The sequence below is a fragment of the Caldicellulosiruptor kronotskyensis 2002 genome, from assembly GCF_000166775.1.
GTDB classification, from domain to species: Bacteria; Bacillota; Thermoanaerobacteria; order Caldicellulosiruptorales; family Caldicellulosiruptoraceae; genus Caldicellulosiruptor; species Caldicellulosiruptor kronotskyensis.
This window is the reverse complement of record NC_014720.1, coordinates 2,701,315-2,717,786: the sequence shown is the minus strand read 5'-3', so window position 1 is coordinate 2,717,786 and position 16,472 is coordinate 2,701,315. Positions and strand designations below refer to the sequence as shown.

At 33.4% G+C, this 16,472-nt stretch carries 17 protein-coding genes; 8 read left to right on the top strand and 9 right to left on the bottom strand.

Features of this window, described 5'->3' with window-relative positions; genetic code table 11:
- Positions 1-64: 64 nt before the first annotated feature.
- A complete protein-coding gene (locus CALKRO_RS12485) occupies positions 65-640 on the top strand; it encodes a Uma2 family endonuclease (RefSeq protein WP_013431352.1) in 576 nt (191 codons plus the stop codon).
- A gap of 23 nt (positions 641-663) precedes the next feature.
- On the opposite strand, the gene queF (CALKRO_RS12480) is transcribed toward CALKRO_RS12485, so the two are convergent.
- Entirely contained in the window at positions 664-1,059 is a 396-nt protein-coding gene (gene queF / locus CALKRO_RS12480; protein WP_013291477.1) for a preQ(1) synthase, read from the bottom strand.
- Between the two features lie 1,154 nt (positions 1,060-2,213).
- On the opposite strand from queF (CALKRO_RS12480), the gene CALKRO_RS13635 reads away from it, so the two are divergent.
- A complete protein-coding gene (locus CALKRO_RS13635) occupies positions 2,214-2,402 on the top strand; it encodes a hypothetical protein (RefSeq protein WP_162467053.1) in 189 nt (62 codons plus the stop codon).
- Positions 2,403-3,293: 891 nt separating this feature from the next.
- A complete protein-coding gene (locus tag CALKRO_RS12475) occupies positions 3,294-4,337 on the top strand; it encodes a GNAT family N-acetyltransferase (protein WP_013431351.1) in 1,044 nt (347 codons plus the stop codon).
- 192 nt (positions 4,338-4,529) lie between these two features.
- On the opposite strand, the gene queF (CALKRO_RS12470) is transcribed toward CALKRO_RS12475, so the two are convergent.
- Entirely contained in the window at positions 4,530-4,925 is a 396-nt protein-coding gene (queF, locus tag CALKRO_RS12470) for a preQ(1) synthase (RefSeq protein WP_013291477.1), read from the bottom strand.
- 163 nt (positions 4,926-5,088) lie between these two features.
- Here queF (CALKRO_RS12470) and CALKRO_RS12465 point away from each other — a divergent pair, with 163 nt between their 5' ends.
- The 3 genes from CALKRO_RS12465 to CALKRO_RS12455 are packed head-to-tail and all read left to right on the top strand — an operon-like array spanning position 5,089 to position 7,950.
- Positions 5,089-6,012, top strand: a complete 924-nt coding sequence (locus CALKRO_RS12465; protein ID WP_013431350.1) for a helix-turn-helix transcriptional regulator — start codon at positions 5,089-5,091, stop codon at positions 6,010-6,012.
- Positions 6,013-6,056: 44 nt separating this feature from the next.
- Positions 6,057-6,611: an IS607 family transposase gene (locus CALKRO_RS12460; protein ID WP_013431349.1), complete on the top strand. Its 555-nt coding sequence runs from the start codon at positions 6,057-6,059 to the stop codon at positions 6,609-6,611.
- Between the two features lie 19 nt (positions 6,612-6,630).
- A complete protein-coding gene (locus tag CALKRO_RS12455) occupies positions 6,631-7,950 on the top strand; it encodes an IS200/IS605 family accessory protein TnpB-related protein (RefSeq protein WP_013431348.1) in 1,320 nt (439 codons plus the stop codon).
- A 157-nt stretch (positions 7,951-8,107) separates the two neighbouring features.
- Here CALKRO_RS12455 and CALKRO_RS12450 read toward each other — a convergent pair whose 3' ends face one another.
- From CALKRO_RS12450 to CALKRO_RS12440, 3 genes are read right to left on the bottom strand one after another with little or no spacing between them, the layout of a single operon-like run.
- Positions 8,108-8,353: a thioredoxin family protein gene (locus tag CALKRO_RS12450; protein WP_013431347.1), complete on the bottom strand. Its 246-nt coding sequence runs from the start codon at positions 8,351-8,353 to the stop codon at positions 8,108-8,110.
- Between the two features lie 32 nt (positions 8,354-8,385).
- Complete coding sequence (locus CALKRO_RS12445) at positions 8,386-9,357, bottom strand: permease (protein WP_013431346.1); 972 nt, start codon at positions 9,355-9,357, stop codon at positions 8,386-8,388.
- A 6-nt stretch (positions 9,358-9,363) separates the two neighbouring features.
- Positions 9,364-9,660 (bottom strand): ArsR/SmtB family transcription factor, encoded by a 297-nt coding sequence (locus CALKRO_RS12440; protein ID WP_013431345.1) that lies wholly within the window; start codon positions 9,658-9,660, stop codon positions 9,364-9,366.
- Between the two features lie 890 nt (positions 9,661-10,550).
- Here CALKRO_RS12440 and CALKRO_RS12435 point away from each other — a divergent pair.
- Both CALKRO_RS12435 and CALKRO_RS13710 read left to right on the top strand, forming a co-directional pair.
- Positions 10,551-11,027: a type II toxin-antitoxin system VapC family toxin gene (locus CALKRO_RS12435; protein ID WP_013431344.1), complete on the top strand. Its 477-nt coding sequence runs from the start codon at positions 10,551-10,553 to the stop codon at positions 11,025-11,027.
- A 5-nt stretch (positions 11,028-11,032) separates the two neighbouring features.
- Complete coding sequence (locus tag CALKRO_RS13710; protein ID WP_013431343.1) at positions 11,033-11,206, top strand: hypothetical protein; 174 nt, start codon at positions 11,033-11,035, stop codon at positions 11,204-11,206.
- A 593-nt stretch (positions 11,207-11,799) separates the two neighbouring features.
- Here the strand turns inward: CALKRO_RS13710 and CALKRO_RS12425 are convergent.
- From CALKRO_RS12425 to CALKRO_RS12410, 4 genes are all read right to left on the bottom strand, one after another.
- Positions 11,800-13,770, bottom strand: a complete 1,971-nt coding sequence (locus CALKRO_RS12425; RefSeq protein WP_013431342.1) for an ABC transporter permease — start codon at positions 13,768-13,770, stop codon at positions 11,800-11,802.
- Complete coding sequence (locus CALKRO_RS12420) at positions 13,763-14,536, bottom strand: ABC transporter ATP-binding protein (RefSeq protein WP_013431341.1); 774 nt, start codon at positions 14,534-14,536, stop codon at positions 13,763-13,765. Before CALKRO_RS12420 ends, CALKRO_RS12425 begins: the two co-directional genes overlap by 8 nt.
- A 138-nt stretch (positions 14,537-14,674) precedes the next feature.
- Complete coding sequence (locus CALKRO_RS12415) at positions 14,675-15,685, bottom strand: sensor histidine kinase (RefSeq protein ID WP_013431340.1); 1,011 nt, start codon at positions 15,683-15,685, stop codon at positions 14,675-14,677.
- Positions 15,686-15,695: 10 nt separating this feature from the next.
- Positions 15,696-16,367 carry a response regulator transcription factor gene (locus CALKRO_RS12410; RefSeq protein WP_013431339.1) on the bottom strand — a complete coding sequence of 224 codons (672 nt, stop codon included), beginning with the start codon at positions 16,365-16,367 and terminating at the stop codon, positions 15,696-15,698.
- Positions 16,368-16,472 lie beyond the last annotated feature (105 nt).

Sequence of the window (16,472 nt, the reverse complement as noted above, 5' to 3'; positions counted from 1 at the left end):
ACAGAATTTTTATGGTGTATAATTAAAAGTAGAAAAGAACATACTGAAAAGGTGCTTTTGTATTATGGAAGACTACATTTTAGAAGAATTCAATTATGATAAGTACAAAAATATAGAAGATGATAACAGATATGAAATTATCGAGGGAAGGCTGTACAATTTAGCTCCCTCTCCTTCGATTTTTCATCAGCATGTGTGCGGGAACATATACCATAAACTGAGGATTTTTCTGCAAGGAAAAGAATGCATACCTTTCATTTCGCCTGTGGATGTGATACTTGCCCCAAAAGGAGCTGAAGATAAGGATATAAAAAACGTTGTGCAGCCAGATGTATTCGTCATTTGTGACAAATCTAAGATTGATCAAAAAGGGATTATAGGAGCACCAGAATTTATTGTAGAGGTTGTTTATCTAAACACATCTGCAAGGGATTATCTTATAAAACTAAAACTATATGAAAAATATGGTACAAAAGAGTACTGGATTGTAAATCCTCAGGAAAAAAGCGTGGCTGTGTTTACACAAGCAGAAGAAGGTGGATTTGACAGAGGCAGAATATTTTTTCATCCAGCTGTGGTAAAATCTTCAGCTTTGCCAGGCTTTGAAATGTCAACTGAAGAGATTTTCAGCAACATATAGAGGATTAAAAAAGTGGCAAGGTGTTATTTTTCGTACCTTGCCACTACTTTTGTTGATATTCCTCCACGTTCATGGAACTCTCCAATCACTTCCATAAACTTTGGCTCAAGCAGTTTTACAAGGTCATCAAGGATTCTATTTACTGCATGTTCCTGCAGTATCCCAACGTTTCTGTATGAAGTAAGATAATACTTGAGAGATTTTAGCTCAACAAGTTTTTGGTGAGGGATATATCGAATTGTGAGCTTTGCAGTATCAGGAAGACCTGTCCATGGACAGACTGATGAAAACTCTTCTGTGATATATTCCACTACCGTGTTCTTTTCAGGATATTCATAGGGGATTGCTTCTAAGACCTCTGTGTCAATCTTTTCATACCCATAGATGTCAAATCTTCTTTGCTGGTATTTGTCAGACATAGAATTTGCAAAAAGTTTTGCAAAAACCTTGTTCTTTTAAGGCGGGAATGAATACAATGTTTGAATCTGAGAATCTAATATGATATAATTAAGGCAAATTATAAGAAATGGAAGGGCATACATTAACGAATACTTACAAATCGACTCGACATGCTAAATTCTTAATAAATTGCCACTTTGTTTGGATGCCAAAATATTGAAAGGATTTTAAAAAAACCCTGAAGTGAAGAAGACAATCAAAGAAGCAATTTGGAACTATCCAAAACATTTCCAACCTAGCGAATAGGTATTTCAAAAAAAGTTAGAAAAGCAAGTACGGCAAAACCAAGCAAGTAAGAAAAATGCTAAAGTCAAGAAAGTGGAAGCGAGTAATAATAAATCTCCATGTAAAATTTAAAACTTAGTATTTAAGTACCGTCGGTTATGGTAAATATATAGAAGTCAAAAACGACATGATATTGATTGATAGGTGTACGCTATACATAGCTGCAGAGAAACTGAATTTCCAAGAAGTTAATGTTGAGGTTATTGAGGAACTTGCAAAATGACTATAAACTACCCACGATTTGTACTCGCAACTTTCCACTTTATTCTCCAAACGTACTACTGGAGAGACTTCTTTTGCACTACTCTATTTGATTATAATTAGGAGTTAAAACAAATATTTTTAACAAAGCTGGTCAAAATATTTAAAGATGATATTGAATAGCTTAATCACAGAAGGATTTTCTTTTAGATAGATGAATCTAGAAAATACTGTAAGGTGTTAAATGAAAGAAATTACTGCAGCTATTATTATGGTGGCAAAAACGAATCTGTATGTTTTTGAGGTTTGATATTTAATATAAAAATGAGGAAAATAAAGGTGAAGAGGTTATGGCAAAAAATAACATTATATTTCTGTACGAGTGTTAAGAATACATATAAATGTCCACCAAGTGAAATATATTCAGAAAGTCCGCGATTTCGGTTAGCATATAATTTTACAAAACTTATTTCAGATAAGTAAAATATTTATTTTTTCGGCAAAAATATGGTTTGGTACAAGAGAAAATGATTATTGACCTTATAATGAAACATTGAGGTAAAACATCCAAAAGCAACAGAGATATGGATATTTGATATTAAACGAATTATAGAAATTTTCTGATTTAGTGCATGATGAATTTATTATTTTGGTAGGAGAATCTTACTATGAAAAACTGTTGCCATATCTAAGCTATTTTTGGATTCCTCTTAAAGGCAAGGAACTAGGAGAATGGATTCCAGAGTTAGAGAGGCTGATTAAACTTGAAAAAGAAACAAAAGCGGCTGAAGAACTCTCTGATTTGAAAAAACGATAGATAATACAAGGAAATACATAGAAAAATTGTTGCAGGAAGCAAAAAAGCGGGAGGAAGATTATATTGAGTTGGTTTCAGGTGATATTCACAAGCAATTAGGCATGAAAAACAGGATGCCATAGTTGTACAGAATTTTGTATGAGAAAATGCAGGCTGAAATCAAGTTTTGTATACAACTCCTAGTGGTATGAGTTCAACTATAAAAATCAGGTATTACTTAAAGAAGAGGTGATTATTGAATTACAGTTGGGGTCTATCTCCTTTTGTCAATAGCATGAAAGGAGCGGTTATAAATTTAACCATTAAGAGGTATGTTACAATATTAAGAGTTTTAAAGAGTATGAATGTTAGAAAATGCCAAAAAGTAACTCTAATGAACTGCTGGAGTTTTTAAAATAAAAAAGATTAGCAATTAAGCATTCAATTTTGAGCCTCTAAAACAAATAAGAAAGAGCAAGGAATTTTTTATTGACGAGAGGAAGTGTTAAAAGAAGAAGTTATTTTAGGGAGATAAGTTTTATTATGGCTGATATTTTATGAAAGGTTGCTAAAGATATTTTTAGAAGTTATAAACATAAACTTGCAAATTTTAACTTACAAAAAGCCTATATGAAATTTTATTAGATTGATTAAGATAAAAGAAAAAAGTTTATATTCTAACTAGAGGAGATTTTACACAAGAATTTGGGCTTGATTCATATATTACATTTCAATATTTGTAGAATTTAATATTAAAGATAGAAATGGCAAAGCTTTTTTTTAATAACAGTGATTAGTCGAGACCTTAATAATGTTATTAAATTTTTCCGAGTTTTAGTTAATATTATCCCTAATATAATCCAATATATTTAAAGTAGAAGGTTGATTGTAATTAAGGGGGAAATAACCATAATGGACAAATTTCTTGGAATAGCTTGGGAAAATATTTTTATTGGTTTATTGGGTGGCTTTATTGTAAGTTTCATAAACTACCTGTACAAAAAGATTAAAGAAAAAATAATTGAGAGAAAATTTCCCATAAAAGGCTTTTATATTACAAAATTTGAAGATGAAATAGATGGGAAAAAAGTTATTTGTACTGCGCCGGCAGAATTAAAGCAAAAAGGAAATAAAATATTTGGTAAAACTTACATGCCCAAAGACAAAAGAAGTTGGATAATTGAGGGGGAGATTTCATCAAACGGTCACATTTATGGTATTTATTATGCAGAGGACCCTATTGACAAGGGGATAGGTAATTTCTTCTTGAAAGTCGACAATAAAAGAAGGATGGTGGGGTTGTGGTCTGGATACGATTCTGTAAATGGTAAAATAACTTCAGGAAGGTATGAATTTTATCCTATTCTCACAGGAGTAAAAATTATGAATATGAAAAAATCAGATATTCCCCAAATAATAGAAATCTCTGACCAAGAATTAGGGAAAGATTATTTAAATCATAATGATATAGAACAAATGATAGATAGCAAAGAAGATTACATATGTAAGGTGGCATATTGTAGCGATGAAAGCAAAATAGTAGGATTTTGCTTGGGTTTTATAATAAACCCAGAGAAATTACAATCGCTACTGAAAGTTGAATCTGCTAAAATACCACGCTTTTTACGCCTTTCTGATAAAATTGGAGTAATAAAAACTGTAGCAGTAGAGAAAAATTATCAAGGATATGGTATTGGGAAAAAATTAGTAGAAGACTGTTATAATGAGCTTGTAAAAAGAGGAGTGCAATCAGTATTTTCTATTGCTTGGAAAAATGGTGAGGTAATTAACATAGGGGGAATATTAACATTGTTAGGGTTTAAGAAATATTTGGAAATAAATAGATATTGGGAAAAGGAAAGTTTAGAAAAAGGATATTTTTGTCCAGTTTGTGGTAATCCTCCTTGTGCTTGTTCTGCAGTAATCTATGCAAAGGCGATAAATACGAAGTTATAATTTTTATATATACTGGACAGTTCAGTTTTCCAAAGAGTATTTACTCTAATAGCTATTAAATTTACGTTGTTCACTTGCATATTGCATACGTAAAACCAAGGTTGAGGATTCAAAGTAAATCTTTAAATACAATGAATTTAGGCATATATCAAAACCTCCAATCGCATTATAAAAGTAAAAAGTGGCAAGGTGTTATTTTTCGTACCTTGCCACTACTTTTGTTGATATTCCTCCACGTTCATGGAACTCTCCAATCACTTCCATAAACTTTGGCTCAAGCAGTTTTACAAGGTCATCAAGGATTCTATTTACTGCATGTTCCTGCAGTATCCCAACGTTTCTGTATGAGGTAAGATAATACTTGAGAGATTTTAGCTCAACAAGTTTTTGGTGAGGGATATATCGAATTGTGAGCTTTGCAGTATCAGGAAGACCTGTCCATGGACAGACTGATGAAAACTCTTCTGTGATATATTCCACTACCGTGTTCTTTTCAGGGTATTCATAAGGGATTGCTTCTAAGACCTCTGTGTCAATCTTTTCATACCCATAGATGTCAAATCTTCTTTGCTGGTATTTGTCAGACATTAAAAACACTCCTTTACCTTGTTTTTTTGACCGGGGTTGCTGCGACCCGGGCAGCGCTATGTAAAAACTGCAAAAAGATTTTAGCACACTTTTATTTGCATTGTAAATTGGTGTATAATGAAAATTAACACGAGAATTTAAAATTGTTAAGGGGAAATGATAAATGCCAGAAAAAGAGCCTCTTTTTTACATAGAAGAGATTTTTGACTATGTCAGCCAGCGTCCACAGAAGTTTGCCCTGAATTTTTGGGAAGACCCAAGGTATTTTAAGCTTCACAGGCACAATTTTGTTGAGTTTATGTATGTTGTAAAAGGCGAGGGGACAGAACACATAAATTCAATCAGCTACAGTTTAAAACCTGGCACATTTTCAATTGTCATGCCGTACCAGATTCACAGAATAGATTATTCAGAGCAAACCCCTCTTTCAATCTATGTTGTTGCCATTTCGTTTGAGGAGCTTTTAGCACCGTCAAGCATTTTTTACAAAATAGGAAAGCTTCTTTTAAGTTATGACGAAAATGTCCTTCCCTATTATTACTTTGAAGGCAAGGAAAAAGAAGTGATGGACAGGCTCTTTAAAGAAGCTTGGATATATTATAACCAGCAGGATGTGTGGGCAGAGATAATACTCAAAGCCAAGATTTTAGAAATAGTTGCGTATTTTGACAGGTGCAGAAATTTGGTATGTGAAAAAAGCTTTCAAAGACCTGCTTCTAACTCTGTGATAAACAGAACTCAAGAAGAGAGCATTCCTGTTCCGTTCGACTACTGGCAGCTTGTGTACTATGTACATAAAAATTATAACCAGAACATAGACCTGAAAACCTTGTCAAAAGAGTTTCACTTAAGTCCTTCTTACATAAGCCAGCTTTTTAAAAAGCTTGTTGGGAGCAACTTTCACAACTTTTTGAATGAAGTGAGGCTTCAGCACGCATGCAGTTTGCTTCTTTCAACCGACAAGCCTGTAACAGACATAGCTCTTGAGGTTGGTTTTGATTCATATTCCACTTTTGCCAGAGTTTTTCATAAACACAAAGGTATGAGTGCTCAAGAGTTCAGGAAAAGAGGAGGTCACAACAGTTAAAAATAACAATGCAAAAAGGTATAATTTTGAATAGGTGATGTTGAATGTTGCTAAGTATTCAAAAAATTAAAGAGATACATGCTATCTGCCGAAGAACACTAATAAACTGGGAGAAGGAAGGGTTAATAGCACCTCTCAGGACACCGAAGGGAAGGAGAAGGTATAAAAAAGAAGACATAGAAAAGCTACTTGGTATGATAGAGGAAAAACCAAAACCAACCGTTGTTTTGTATGCAAGAGTCTCCACTAAAAAGCAAGAAGAGTACCTTAAAAACCAAATTAGAAGACTTGAAGAATATGCCAAGTCGCAAGGTTGGCAGTATGAAGTTATATCTGAAATAGCCAGCGGAGTGAATGAAAACAGGAGAGGACTATTAAGACTTTTGAACAAAATCAAAAGAGGAGAAGTTGCAAAAGTTGTAATAGAGTATCCCGACAGACTTGCAAGGTTTGGATTTGAATATCTTAAGTTTTTCATGGAGAGTTTTGGGGTAGAACTTATAGTGTTAAATGGCAGAGAAAACGAAGAAGATATTAACAGAGAACTGGCAGAGGACTTAATAGCGATAGTAACATCTTTTGCAGCAAGAATTTACTGACAAAGAGGTGCTAAAAGACATGGTAACAGTTCAGGCTAAGCTAATTTTTGACAGCAGCAAAGATAAGCAAAAAGTATTAGACCTTATGAGAAGATGGTCCTCTTGTATGAGGTATGCATACAAGAGGTTACTTGAAGGTCACAAAAGGAATGAACTCAAAAGGCAGCTGCAAGGAATTTTTAATCTTAATTCCCGATACGTTGATGATGCAATAATGAAAGCAAAAAGCATTTTGACCTCATGCAAAGAAAGAGGAGAAAATCCTGAAAAGGTCATTTTTGGTGGTAGGCAACTTTTTGAAAAACTAAAGAGGCGGCACATAAACGGCAAAGCAAATAGGAAACTTCAACTTAAGTGGCAGGAGAAAAGGAAGGGGAGTCTGTACTCAAGAGGAGACAGGAGCAAAAATGGGAATCTCAATACAAGGATTGAGATAGACGGAAACTTCACAAAACTCAGGATTAATGTAGGGGAAAGAGAGTACGTATATGCGACGATACAAGGTGGATGGAAGATGAAAGGTAAGACATACATGGATAGGAACCTACTGCTACAAGCGATAAGCAGCTCAAGTGAACCTTATTCTGTAGAACTGAAACTCAAAAACGGTGTAGTATATGCCTACTTCACCGTTGAAGAAGTTTTCCCCAAGCCTGCGATAACGAGAGCAAATGGAGTTATAGGGATAGACACTAACGCATATCCAAAGAATGTTGCATGGGCAGAAACAGATGAGTACGGACAGTTTCTGGGATATGGCAGAATACCACTTGAGAAGCTTGAGAGTGGAAGCTCAAGCAAGAGAGAGTATTACAGGTGGCAGTATGCACACATGATAGTACAAATGGCGAAAGAGAAGAAAAAAGCGATAGTGATTGAGAACCTTAGCATACAGGACAGGGGCAGAAGAGGAGATTTTTCAGGTAGAAAATCAAGACGGATAAGGCACTATTTTGGGTACAGGTCACTTTTGGAAAAGGTAAAACTTCTGGCAAAACGGGAAGGAGTAGAGGTTATAGAAGTAGACCCTGCGTATACTTCGGTAATAGGTATGTTGAAGTATGCACCGCAGTTTATGGTGAGCAAGGATATTGCGGCAGCGTATGTAATAGCGCGAAGAGGCCTTGGCTTGAGAGAAAGGATACCGCACAATTATATGCTGCTTCTTGGGGCAGGGGCTATGGCTTTCCCAAATACCGCCTGCTGGGGCTGGGAAAGCTTTGATGGGCGGACTACAAGTACCCCAGCCGCCAAACATGTGCTAATGTGCACAGTTTGGTTGACCAGGAGTTTGAGTAGTTCTGAGTCTAAACAGGGCAGGCAACAGTGTACACAGTGATGTTATGTAAATTGCTGAATAAAAATTCATTTTTGAAAATTTGGAACAAAAAAGCAGGTTTTACAAATAAATTTTTAGTAGATAAAAGAGTGATAGAAAATTTAATACCGAAAAGTTAAAAGGCGGGTGTGCTGCCCGCCTTTTATTAGATAACTATTCACTTTCCTGCCTCTTTTTTCAAAATTTCTTTTATTTCCTCAACACCTGTAACCCTGCCTGAGAATATGAGCTTTTCATCAACAACAAGAGCAGGCGTTCTCATAACACCGTAAGACATTATCTTTTCGATGTCTTTTACCTCTTCAAAATGAGCCTCAATTCCAAGCTCCTCAGCTGCCTTTTTAGCATTTTCCATTAGTTTTTTACAGTTTGCACATCCACCACCAAGAACTTTTATAACCATCTGTCAATCACACCTTCCCTTCTTAAAAGTTTTTATCCAAGAATAAGGTTAAATAGATACCCTGTTATAATTATTCCACAGCCCACAATTGCCACAAATATTCCAAGAAGCTTTGGCTTTAACACCCTGCGAAGAAGTATCATCTCAGGCAAAGATAGGGCTGTTACACTCATCATGAAAGAGAGTGATGTTCCCATCGAAACCCCGAGGCGTCTGAATTCACTCACAAGTGGAATTATTCCTGCTGCGTTAGAATAAAGAGGTATTCCAAGTGCTGTTGCAAAAATTACAGCAAAAGGATTGTTCTTACCAGCAATCTTTGCCAGTGCTCCTGTTGGGATGTAGCCATGCAAGAATGCACCAATACCAATTCCTACTACAACAAATACCCATACCTTTTTTATAAGCTCAATGGTAAATTCCAGTGTTTCTTTGAGACGCTGATTTAAAGTTTTTTTGTCCTCAGCAATCTGGACGTTTCCAACTTTGATTTTAAAAACATAGTCCTCAACATATTTTTCAAGATTAAGCTTTCCAATTAGGATGCCACTTACAATTGCAATTATCTCACCTGACAGGACATAGATGAGAGCGATTTTAAGACCAAAATTTGCATATAAAAGTCCAAGCGCCACCTCATTTACCATTGGGGCAGCAATCAGGTACGAAAATGTCACACCAAGTGGAATGCCTGCTTCAACAAATCCGATAAAAAGCGGAACTGCTGAGCACGAACAAAATGGCGTCACAATTCCTAAAAGTGCTGCTAAAATGTGGGCAAGGAAGATATTTTGTTTTTTGTGTGAAAGAATTTCTCTTGTCTTTTCTGGTGAGAAAAAGCTTCTTATAAAGGTTATCACAAATACAATCAAAAATAGCAGAATGAAAATTTTGATTGTGTCAAATATAAAAAAGTTTACAGCACTTGCAAGTTTTGAACCCTGCGGGATTTTGAAAACAGTGTATGTCACAAAATCAGCAAATTTTTGAACGGGGAAAAACAAATTCTATCACATCCTTTCAAAATTTTGGCTCTCAATTATGAATTTTTCTGCTATATTCAGCAAAGCCTTGACATATTCATTTTTAATCCTGTAATGCATATTTGCACCCACTTTGCGGTGTTCAAGCAAACCAGCCTCTTTTAAGATTTTTAAATGTTGAGATAAATTTGGTTGAGAAAATTCAACAAACTGTAAAAGGTCACATACGCACTTTTCACCGCTCAAAAGGTTTTGAACTATCTTTATTCTAATTGGGTGAGAAAGCGCTTTGAACACCTTTGCAAGCCTTTCTTCCATAGACATATTTTTCGCACAATCTTTCTTTTTTCAGCTTTAAAAGAAAGAGTTGTGCTTTTTGCACCTCTCTTTTAATTAGTTTATAAGCATTTAATTATATAATAAACTAATAATCACAAAAAAGCAAGTAAAATTATTTAATGAATAGAATATTGCAGAGCAAGTTCTGTTTTGAAGTCAAAGCTTTTAAAGAGTATAACCAGCTGAATAAAAGTTTAAATTACTGAGAAAAAGGGTTTATATTTATGTTTGTCGGCATAAAGTAATGTGAAAAAATTGCTGGGTTGATATGAAAAAATCGATAAAAATAATTATTTCATATACACAAATAAATTATTACAAAAATATTCATTACATAACAAAGATATATTACTATAAACAAAAGCTGCTATTCAGGTTAGATATGATACCAAACGAATGTTTAAGTTTATTTGGTTTTAATTTAGTTTTTAAATAATATTGTGAGTTCAACCATGTCTATTAATGGGGAACCTTTAAAATTAAACTGATGTGGGATATGGTGATTAATGAAAAATAGAAAAAGAAAATAGACAAAAAATTTGTTGGTTGGAGATTAGAGTCTGTAGCTAAATTTGTGCAGTATATTAATTCGGCGCAGGACAGCGCATAGGCTTTTAGCGTTGAGTCAATTTAGAAAAATACCAATAATAATGATTGCAAATATTAATTTCTAATATCCAATATAAATCAAAAAACTTTTAAGGCAGGGACAAAGTTAAGTCAAAGCAGAAAAGTGAGAAAAAGATTAATTCTAATGATTTTAGTGGTTCAATTGTATGTTCATATTTTTTAACACAGAATACGCTGGCTTGTGGTATAATTAAATCAGAGGCAGGGAAGAGGTGTTAGTGTAAGAAAGGAGAAAATTTGTAACATTGAGGAGGCTACGAGTATACCTTGACACCTCAGTTATAAGTCACTTAGACCAGCATGATAATCCTGAGTATATGCAGATAACAAAAAAATTTTGGGAAGAGCTCAAACAAGGAAAATACAATGTATACATTTCAAGTACAGTGATAACTGAATTAAATAAGTGCAAGGAACCAAAAAGAAGCAGGCTATTAGAGTATATGTCCCAGATAGAATTCACGAGAATTGAGATTGACCAACAAGTTTTGGAACTTGCACAGAGGTATGTGAATGAATGTATAATTCCGTCAAGGTTTTTCGACGACGCAGTTCATATTGCAGTAGCAAGCATTAACGAATGTGATATTTTGGTATCATGGAATTTTAAGCATATAGTTAGATATAAGACTATTCAAGGCGTAAACGCAATAAACAAACTTATGGGTTATAGAGAAATTCAACTGGTGTCACCACTTATGATGTTAGAGGAAGAGGAGTGACAAATATGTTTGAAACAAGCGCGATGAAAGAACTGCACAGAATACAGGAGGAGATCTACGAAGAAACAAAAGGCATGACTCCTGAAGAATTGATTAGGTATTTTGAAGAAACGGCAAAAAAAGTAGAGAGAGAATTAGAGGAACTGAAAAAGAAAAAAAAGAAGGAAGTTATTCAATAATTTCATAACAGGTAAGCCACAGATAATTTTTTCTGCAAACTATCTGTGGCTTTTTTGTTTTTTAGAAACCCGGCTTTTTGATTGAGGTGAGGATTCAGCACGTATGCAGTCTGCTTCTTTCAACAGACAAGCCAGAGACTACTGAAGATAGCTCTTAAGGTAGTCTTTTATTCATGTTCAATTTTTGCAAGGGCGTTTCACAAACACTAAGACATGAGCGCTTTAGAATTTAAAAAAATGGATTTTTTTGTAGTCATTGACCTCTTTAATGAGTAAAGGAGTATTCCAAGTAAAGTTACAAATACCACAGTAAAGGGATTGTTCTTGCCAGCAATTTTTGCAAGTGCACCTGTTGGGATGTAGCCGTGAAGAAAAGCACTAATGCCAATTACCACAACTACAAATACAAGAGTTTGTGTCATACTTACTTTAAAAATTTTTTATCCTCAGCAATTTGAACATTTCAGGACATAAACAATATACAATATTTAAGTTTTAAGTTAGGCAATACTTACACAAAAATAAAAAAACCCTCCGCAGCATTTAAAATATCTATCCTTTGCTGCAGAAGGCAACAAAAAGTATTGAATAAACTAACTTACAATTTTATAATAGGTTTTTGCTGTAAGGGCATACACGCCAGTATAAAATATAGCAAACACAAGTATAACAGCAGATGTGCAAAGAGCATACAAAGGTATATTTGTAAGGTTGAATACCTGTAACATTTTAACTATTATTTTAAAAGCAAACGCTATGTGAACTATTGCTGAGAATAAAGGCAAAAAGAAGGTTGCAAGTATTTGGCTTTGTATTGACTTTTTAATCTCCAGACGCGTCATACCCACTTTCTGTAAAATTTCATAGCGATGCCTATCATCAAATCCTTCTTCAATTTGTTTATAGTAAATTATAAGCACTGTTGCCATAATAAACAAAAGTCCAAGAAACAAGCCAATGAATAATAACCCGCCATGGATAGAGTAAAAACCTTCTCTTGCCATTTCACGAACTTCAATTGTTGCATTATTTACTATTTTATTTAAGCTATTTTTTAGTGATGTGTAAATGTCCATGAGATTATCCTTATTACCATCAAAATCAAAACCATAATAATATGAAAATTGTACCATGTCGTTTTTATTGCTATTTAGTGAACAGAAGATTTTCTTCATTGTTTCAATGTCTTTGACTATTATCCAAAAGTAACTAATGGCTGGTGTAAGGCTATTAGTTAGAGAGTTTGAAGTTAATCGTTTTTTAATTGAGAGCTTGAAACCATTGAAATTGATAAAATTTCCCGGAATATTAGCATCAATAGTATACAGAAGAACTTCTTTATCAGATAATTTGATAACTTTCTTTTCAATTTTACTGTAATCCTCAAGAGGCACTACAAAGGCAATGGCTGAGTTCTTATCAAAAAAATTTTGTTTTTTTATTCTGAAATGAGTTTTATCTTGAATTAAAGCAAGCTCTAAATATTTGTATTTAACCATGTTTTTAGGAACTATATTAAATTTTCGCAATTGCTGCATTATCGTATTATCAATTTTTTTTACATTTTCCAAATTAATATTGTCCGATGTAATAATTATTTCTTGTGGATAGCGAGTTTTTAAAACATCCTCAACTCCAATATACAGGGAAATTGTGGTTGAAAGGACAACAATTACTGCGGTTGAAAGTATACATATGTTTGCAAGTCCAACTGCATTTTGTTTCATCCTGTATATCATGTTAGAAATCCATATAAAATGATGAGGTTTATAGTAATAGTTTTTGTTTTTCCGAAGAGTCTTTAAAAATGCTATGCTTCCAGCTGTAAACAAACAATATGTCGCTATCATTACTAAGATAACTGCAACAAAAAAGATGTTCATCGCTGCTAAAGGCTTTTCAGTTGTAAGTGCAATGTAATATCCAATACCAAGGCAAACTATACCAATGATAGTCAAAAGCCATTTTGTTTTTGGTTCTTTTTCACCTACATTGCTTGCTTTTAATAATTCAATGGGTTTTGATAGATGTACCGAGAAGATGTTATATATAAGGTTTAAAATAAAAATTCCGCTGAATAAAAGAATTGTGACCAAAATGGATGACGGTGATATTTCAAAACCAAACACAACTTTAAAACTTACAATTTTAAAAAGTAGAAGTGTCATAAGTTTGCTTAAAATTATTCCTGATAAAATACCAGTTGCAATACATATCAGTCCTATGATTACCGTTTCAAAAAACATAATCCTTGCTATATGTCTTTTTTCCATTCCAAGAATATTGAAAAGTCCAAATTCTTTTTTACGCCTCTTTATCAAAAAGCTGTTTACATAAAAAATAAATATAACAGAAAAAATACCAATTACTCCTGCTCCAAATCGCAAAATACTCCTCAGCGCTTGGCTATCGCTCAAATGTCCGATATCTTCTGTATTAGACAAAAAACACATGTTGTAAAACATCATAACTGCTCCAATACAGGTCAAAATATATGGGATATATGCTTGGGTATTTCTTTTTATGTTGTTGGCTGCAAATTTTATATAAAAAAATTTAACCATTTCGGATACCTCCTGTTGCAATCATGGTAAGCGTATCGGAGATTTTCTGATACATTTCATCATTTGACATTGAACCTTTATAAATTTGATGAAAAATCTCTCCGTCTTTTATAAACAAAACTCTTTTTGCATGGCTTGCAACTTTTATGCTATGTGTGACTACAAGAATGGCTTGGCCTTCATTATTTATTTCGGAAAATAGTTTTAATAATTCTTCGGATGAACGTGAGTCAAGAGCGCCAGTTGGTTCATCGGCAAGAATAATTTGGGGTTTTGTAATAAGTGCACGGGCAATTGCAGCTCTTTGTTTTTGTCCGCCTGAGACCTCATAAGGATATTTTGAGAGAATATCAGAAATTCTAAGTTTTTCAGCAACAGGTTTTAACCTTTCGAACATTTCTGTATATGGTCTTCCTGCTAATACAAGAGGTAACAGGATATTGTCTTGTATAGAAAATGTGTCAAGAAGATTGTAATCTTGAAACACAAAGCCTATGTTATTTCGTCTGAAGGCTGAAATTTCTTTTTCATTCATTGACGTAATTTCTCTGCCATTTAGAAGTACTTTACCGCTTGTGGGTTTATCAAAACCTGCAATGATGTTTAACAGTGTTGTTTTACCTGAACCTGATTCGCCCATAATAGCTATATAATCTCCTTGCTCGACTGAAAAAGATACACTTACAAGTGCCTGAACAGGATTTCCACCAAATCTTGTTGTGTAGATTTTCTTTAAACTATTCACTTCTAAAAGAACATGTGTCATATTTTACTTCCCTCCGAGCGCAAAATTGACTTTTTTATTCTTGTCCATTATAACAAAAAAGAGAAAATGCTTGCCTTATTTTTGGCTTACATTTTCTCTTCTCAATCTTACATTTTAGTAAGGTTTTAATTAGATAAACTAATCTGCTGCTATATCAACAGTATCAAAATTGATTTTTACTTTTGTACCCTTTCCAACTTCTGATTCGATTATAATTTTGTGTGATAGTTTATCTAAAATCCGCTTGCAAAGGTAAAGTCCAATACCTGTAGATTTTTTGTCCAAGCGACCGTTATATCCTGTAAAGCCTTTTTCAAAAACACGGGGCAAATCCTCTTTTGCAATACCTATGCCTGTATCTTCAATAACCAATGTATTTGGCAAATTGTTTTCCATATAAATAGAGATTTGACCACCGGGGTTTGTATATTTAAGCGCATTTGAAAGTATTTGTTCAATAACAAATGTTAGCCATTTTTCGTCAGTTAACACATGGCAGTTTAATTCTTTGTAATTGAGTTTTATCTTTTTACGTATAAAAATTAGAGAGTATTTTCGCAGCGCTTGTTTTACAATATGGTCAAGTGAATATTTTTTTAGTAGTAAGTCATTGCTCATATTTTCCATACGAAGATATTGAAGAACCATTTCAACATACTGCTCTAGCTTAAAAAGTTGTTCTAAAAGTTCATTGCTAATTTTTGATTGTTCTGCTTGTAAAACCAGCTTTATAGCAGCTATGGGTGTTTTAATTTGATGTGCCCATGCTGTGTAATAATCAATCATATCTCTATAGACTTTTTCATTATTAGCTAAAATTTCAATTTTGCTTTCATTAATGATTTTAATTAATTCTTGATAATCTTTTTCAATCAAATCCTTTGCAATTGGAAAAGAAAAATCCGCAATCGTAATGTTTCGTTTTAGTTTTTCAAGTGTTATATGTCGTTTATAAAATGAGAAAAAGTCAGTAATTCCAATGATAAATGCAAAAATATATGTTAGTACTAAGCTATAAACTGTGGGTTCTAAAGGAAGAGAATAAAGGAATGAAATAGAAAAAAATATACAGCTTGAAACCAACAGATAAATGATAAGCAACATATTCCGTTTTAAATATGCCCCTATAATGTTTATGTGTTCCTTCATATTTTTCCCCTCAATCTATAATATATCCAATGCCTTTTTTGGTTTTAATGAAATTTTCGAGACCTAACTCGGCTAACTTTTTGCGAAGCCTTGTTATATTTACTGTAAGAGTATTATCGTCAATAAAGCTATCACTTTGCCAAAGGTGTTGCATAATTTCTTCACGAGATACCACTCTTCCGGCATTTTCCATAAGCAATTGCAAAATTTTGTATTCATTTTTTGTTAACTCAATTTTTTTATTTTGGTAAAGTAGAGTGGTATTATTGAGATTTAAAATAACTCCCTTGTACTCAATAAGGTTTATATTTGAGACAAATGAGTAAGTTCTCCTTATCAGAGCATGGACTTTTGCTGTAAGGACGTTCAAATCAAAAGGTTTTTCAATAAAATCATCTCCACCCATATTAATAGCCATTATGATATTCATATTGTCGCTTGCAGAAGATATAAACATAATAGGAACTTTTGATATTTTGCGTATTTCATTACACCAGTAAAAACCATTGTAAAAAGGCAATATTATATCAATTAACACGAGATGTGGCTCAAATTGAATAAAGCACTCAATGATATTTTTAAAATCTGTAACATAACGTACGTCGAAATCCCATTTAGACAAGTGGTTTTTTATAGTTTCAGCAATAGATATATCGTCTTCGATAATCATTATTTTATACATTAAAAATCACTCCGACAAAAAGTCTACATAAACTGGGTACAGACAGATTATATTTTTTTATGACCATTTATTCAAGCATGCTTTTGAGTAACAATTGATTAACAA

Bases quoted from the DNA above. Each gene is read 5' to 3' on its own strand.
- CALKRO_RS12410 (WP_013431339.1), bottom strand. From the start codon at position 16,367: ATGTATAAAATAATGATTATCGAAGACGATATATCTATTGCTGAAACT.
- CALKRO_RS12425 (WP_013431342.1), bottom strand. From the start codon at position 13,770: ATGGTTAAATTTTTTTATATAAAATTTGCAGCCAACAACATAAAAAGA.
- CALKRO_RS12455 (WP_013431348.1), top strand. From the start codon at position 6,631: ATGGTAACAGTTCAGGCTAAGCTAATTTTTGACAGCAGCAAAGATAAG.
- CALKRO_RS12475 (WP_013431351.1), top strand. From the start codon at position 3,294: ATGGACAAATTTCTTGGAATAGCTTGGGAAAATATTTTTATTGGTTTA.
- CALKRO_RS12450 (WP_013431347.1), bottom strand. From the start codon at position 8,353: ATGGTTATAAAAGTTCTTGGTGGTGGATGTGCAAACTGTAAAAAACTA.
- CALKRO_RS12485 (WP_013431352.1), top strand. From the start codon at position 65: ATGGAAGACTACATTTTAGAAGAATTCAATTATGATAAGTACAAAAAT.
- CALKRO_RS12465 (WP_013431350.1), top strand. From the start codon at position 5,089: ATGCCAGAAAAAGAGCCTCTTTTTTACATAGAAGAGATTTTTGACTAT.
- CALKRO_RS13710 (WP_013431343.1), top strand. From the start codon at position 11,033: ATGTTTGAAACAAGCGCGATGAAAGAACTGCACAGAATACAGGAGGAG.
- CALKRO_RS12415 (WP_013431340.1), bottom strand. From the start codon at position 15,685: ATGAAGGAACACATAAACATTATAGGGGCATATTTAAAACGGAATATG.
- CALKRO_RS12460 (WP_013431349.1), top strand. From the start codon at position 6,057: ATGTTGCTAAGTATTCAAAAAATTAAAGAGATACATGCTATCTGCCGA.
- queF (WP_013291477.1), bottom strand. From the start codon at position 4,925: ATGTCTGACAAATACCAGCAAAGAAGATTTGACATCTATGGGTATGAA.
- CALKRO_RS12420 (WP_013431341.1), bottom strand. From the start codon at position 14,536: ATGACACATGTTCTTTTAGAAGTGAATAGTTTAAAGAAAATCTACACA.
- queF (WP_013291477.1), bottom strand. From the start codon at position 1,059: ATGTCTGACAAATACCAGCAAAGAAGATTTGACATCTATGGGTATGAA.
- CALKRO_RS12440 (WP_013431345.1), bottom strand. From the start codon at position 9,660: ATGTCTATGGAAGAAAGGCTTGCAAAGGTGTTCAAAGCGCTTTCTCAC.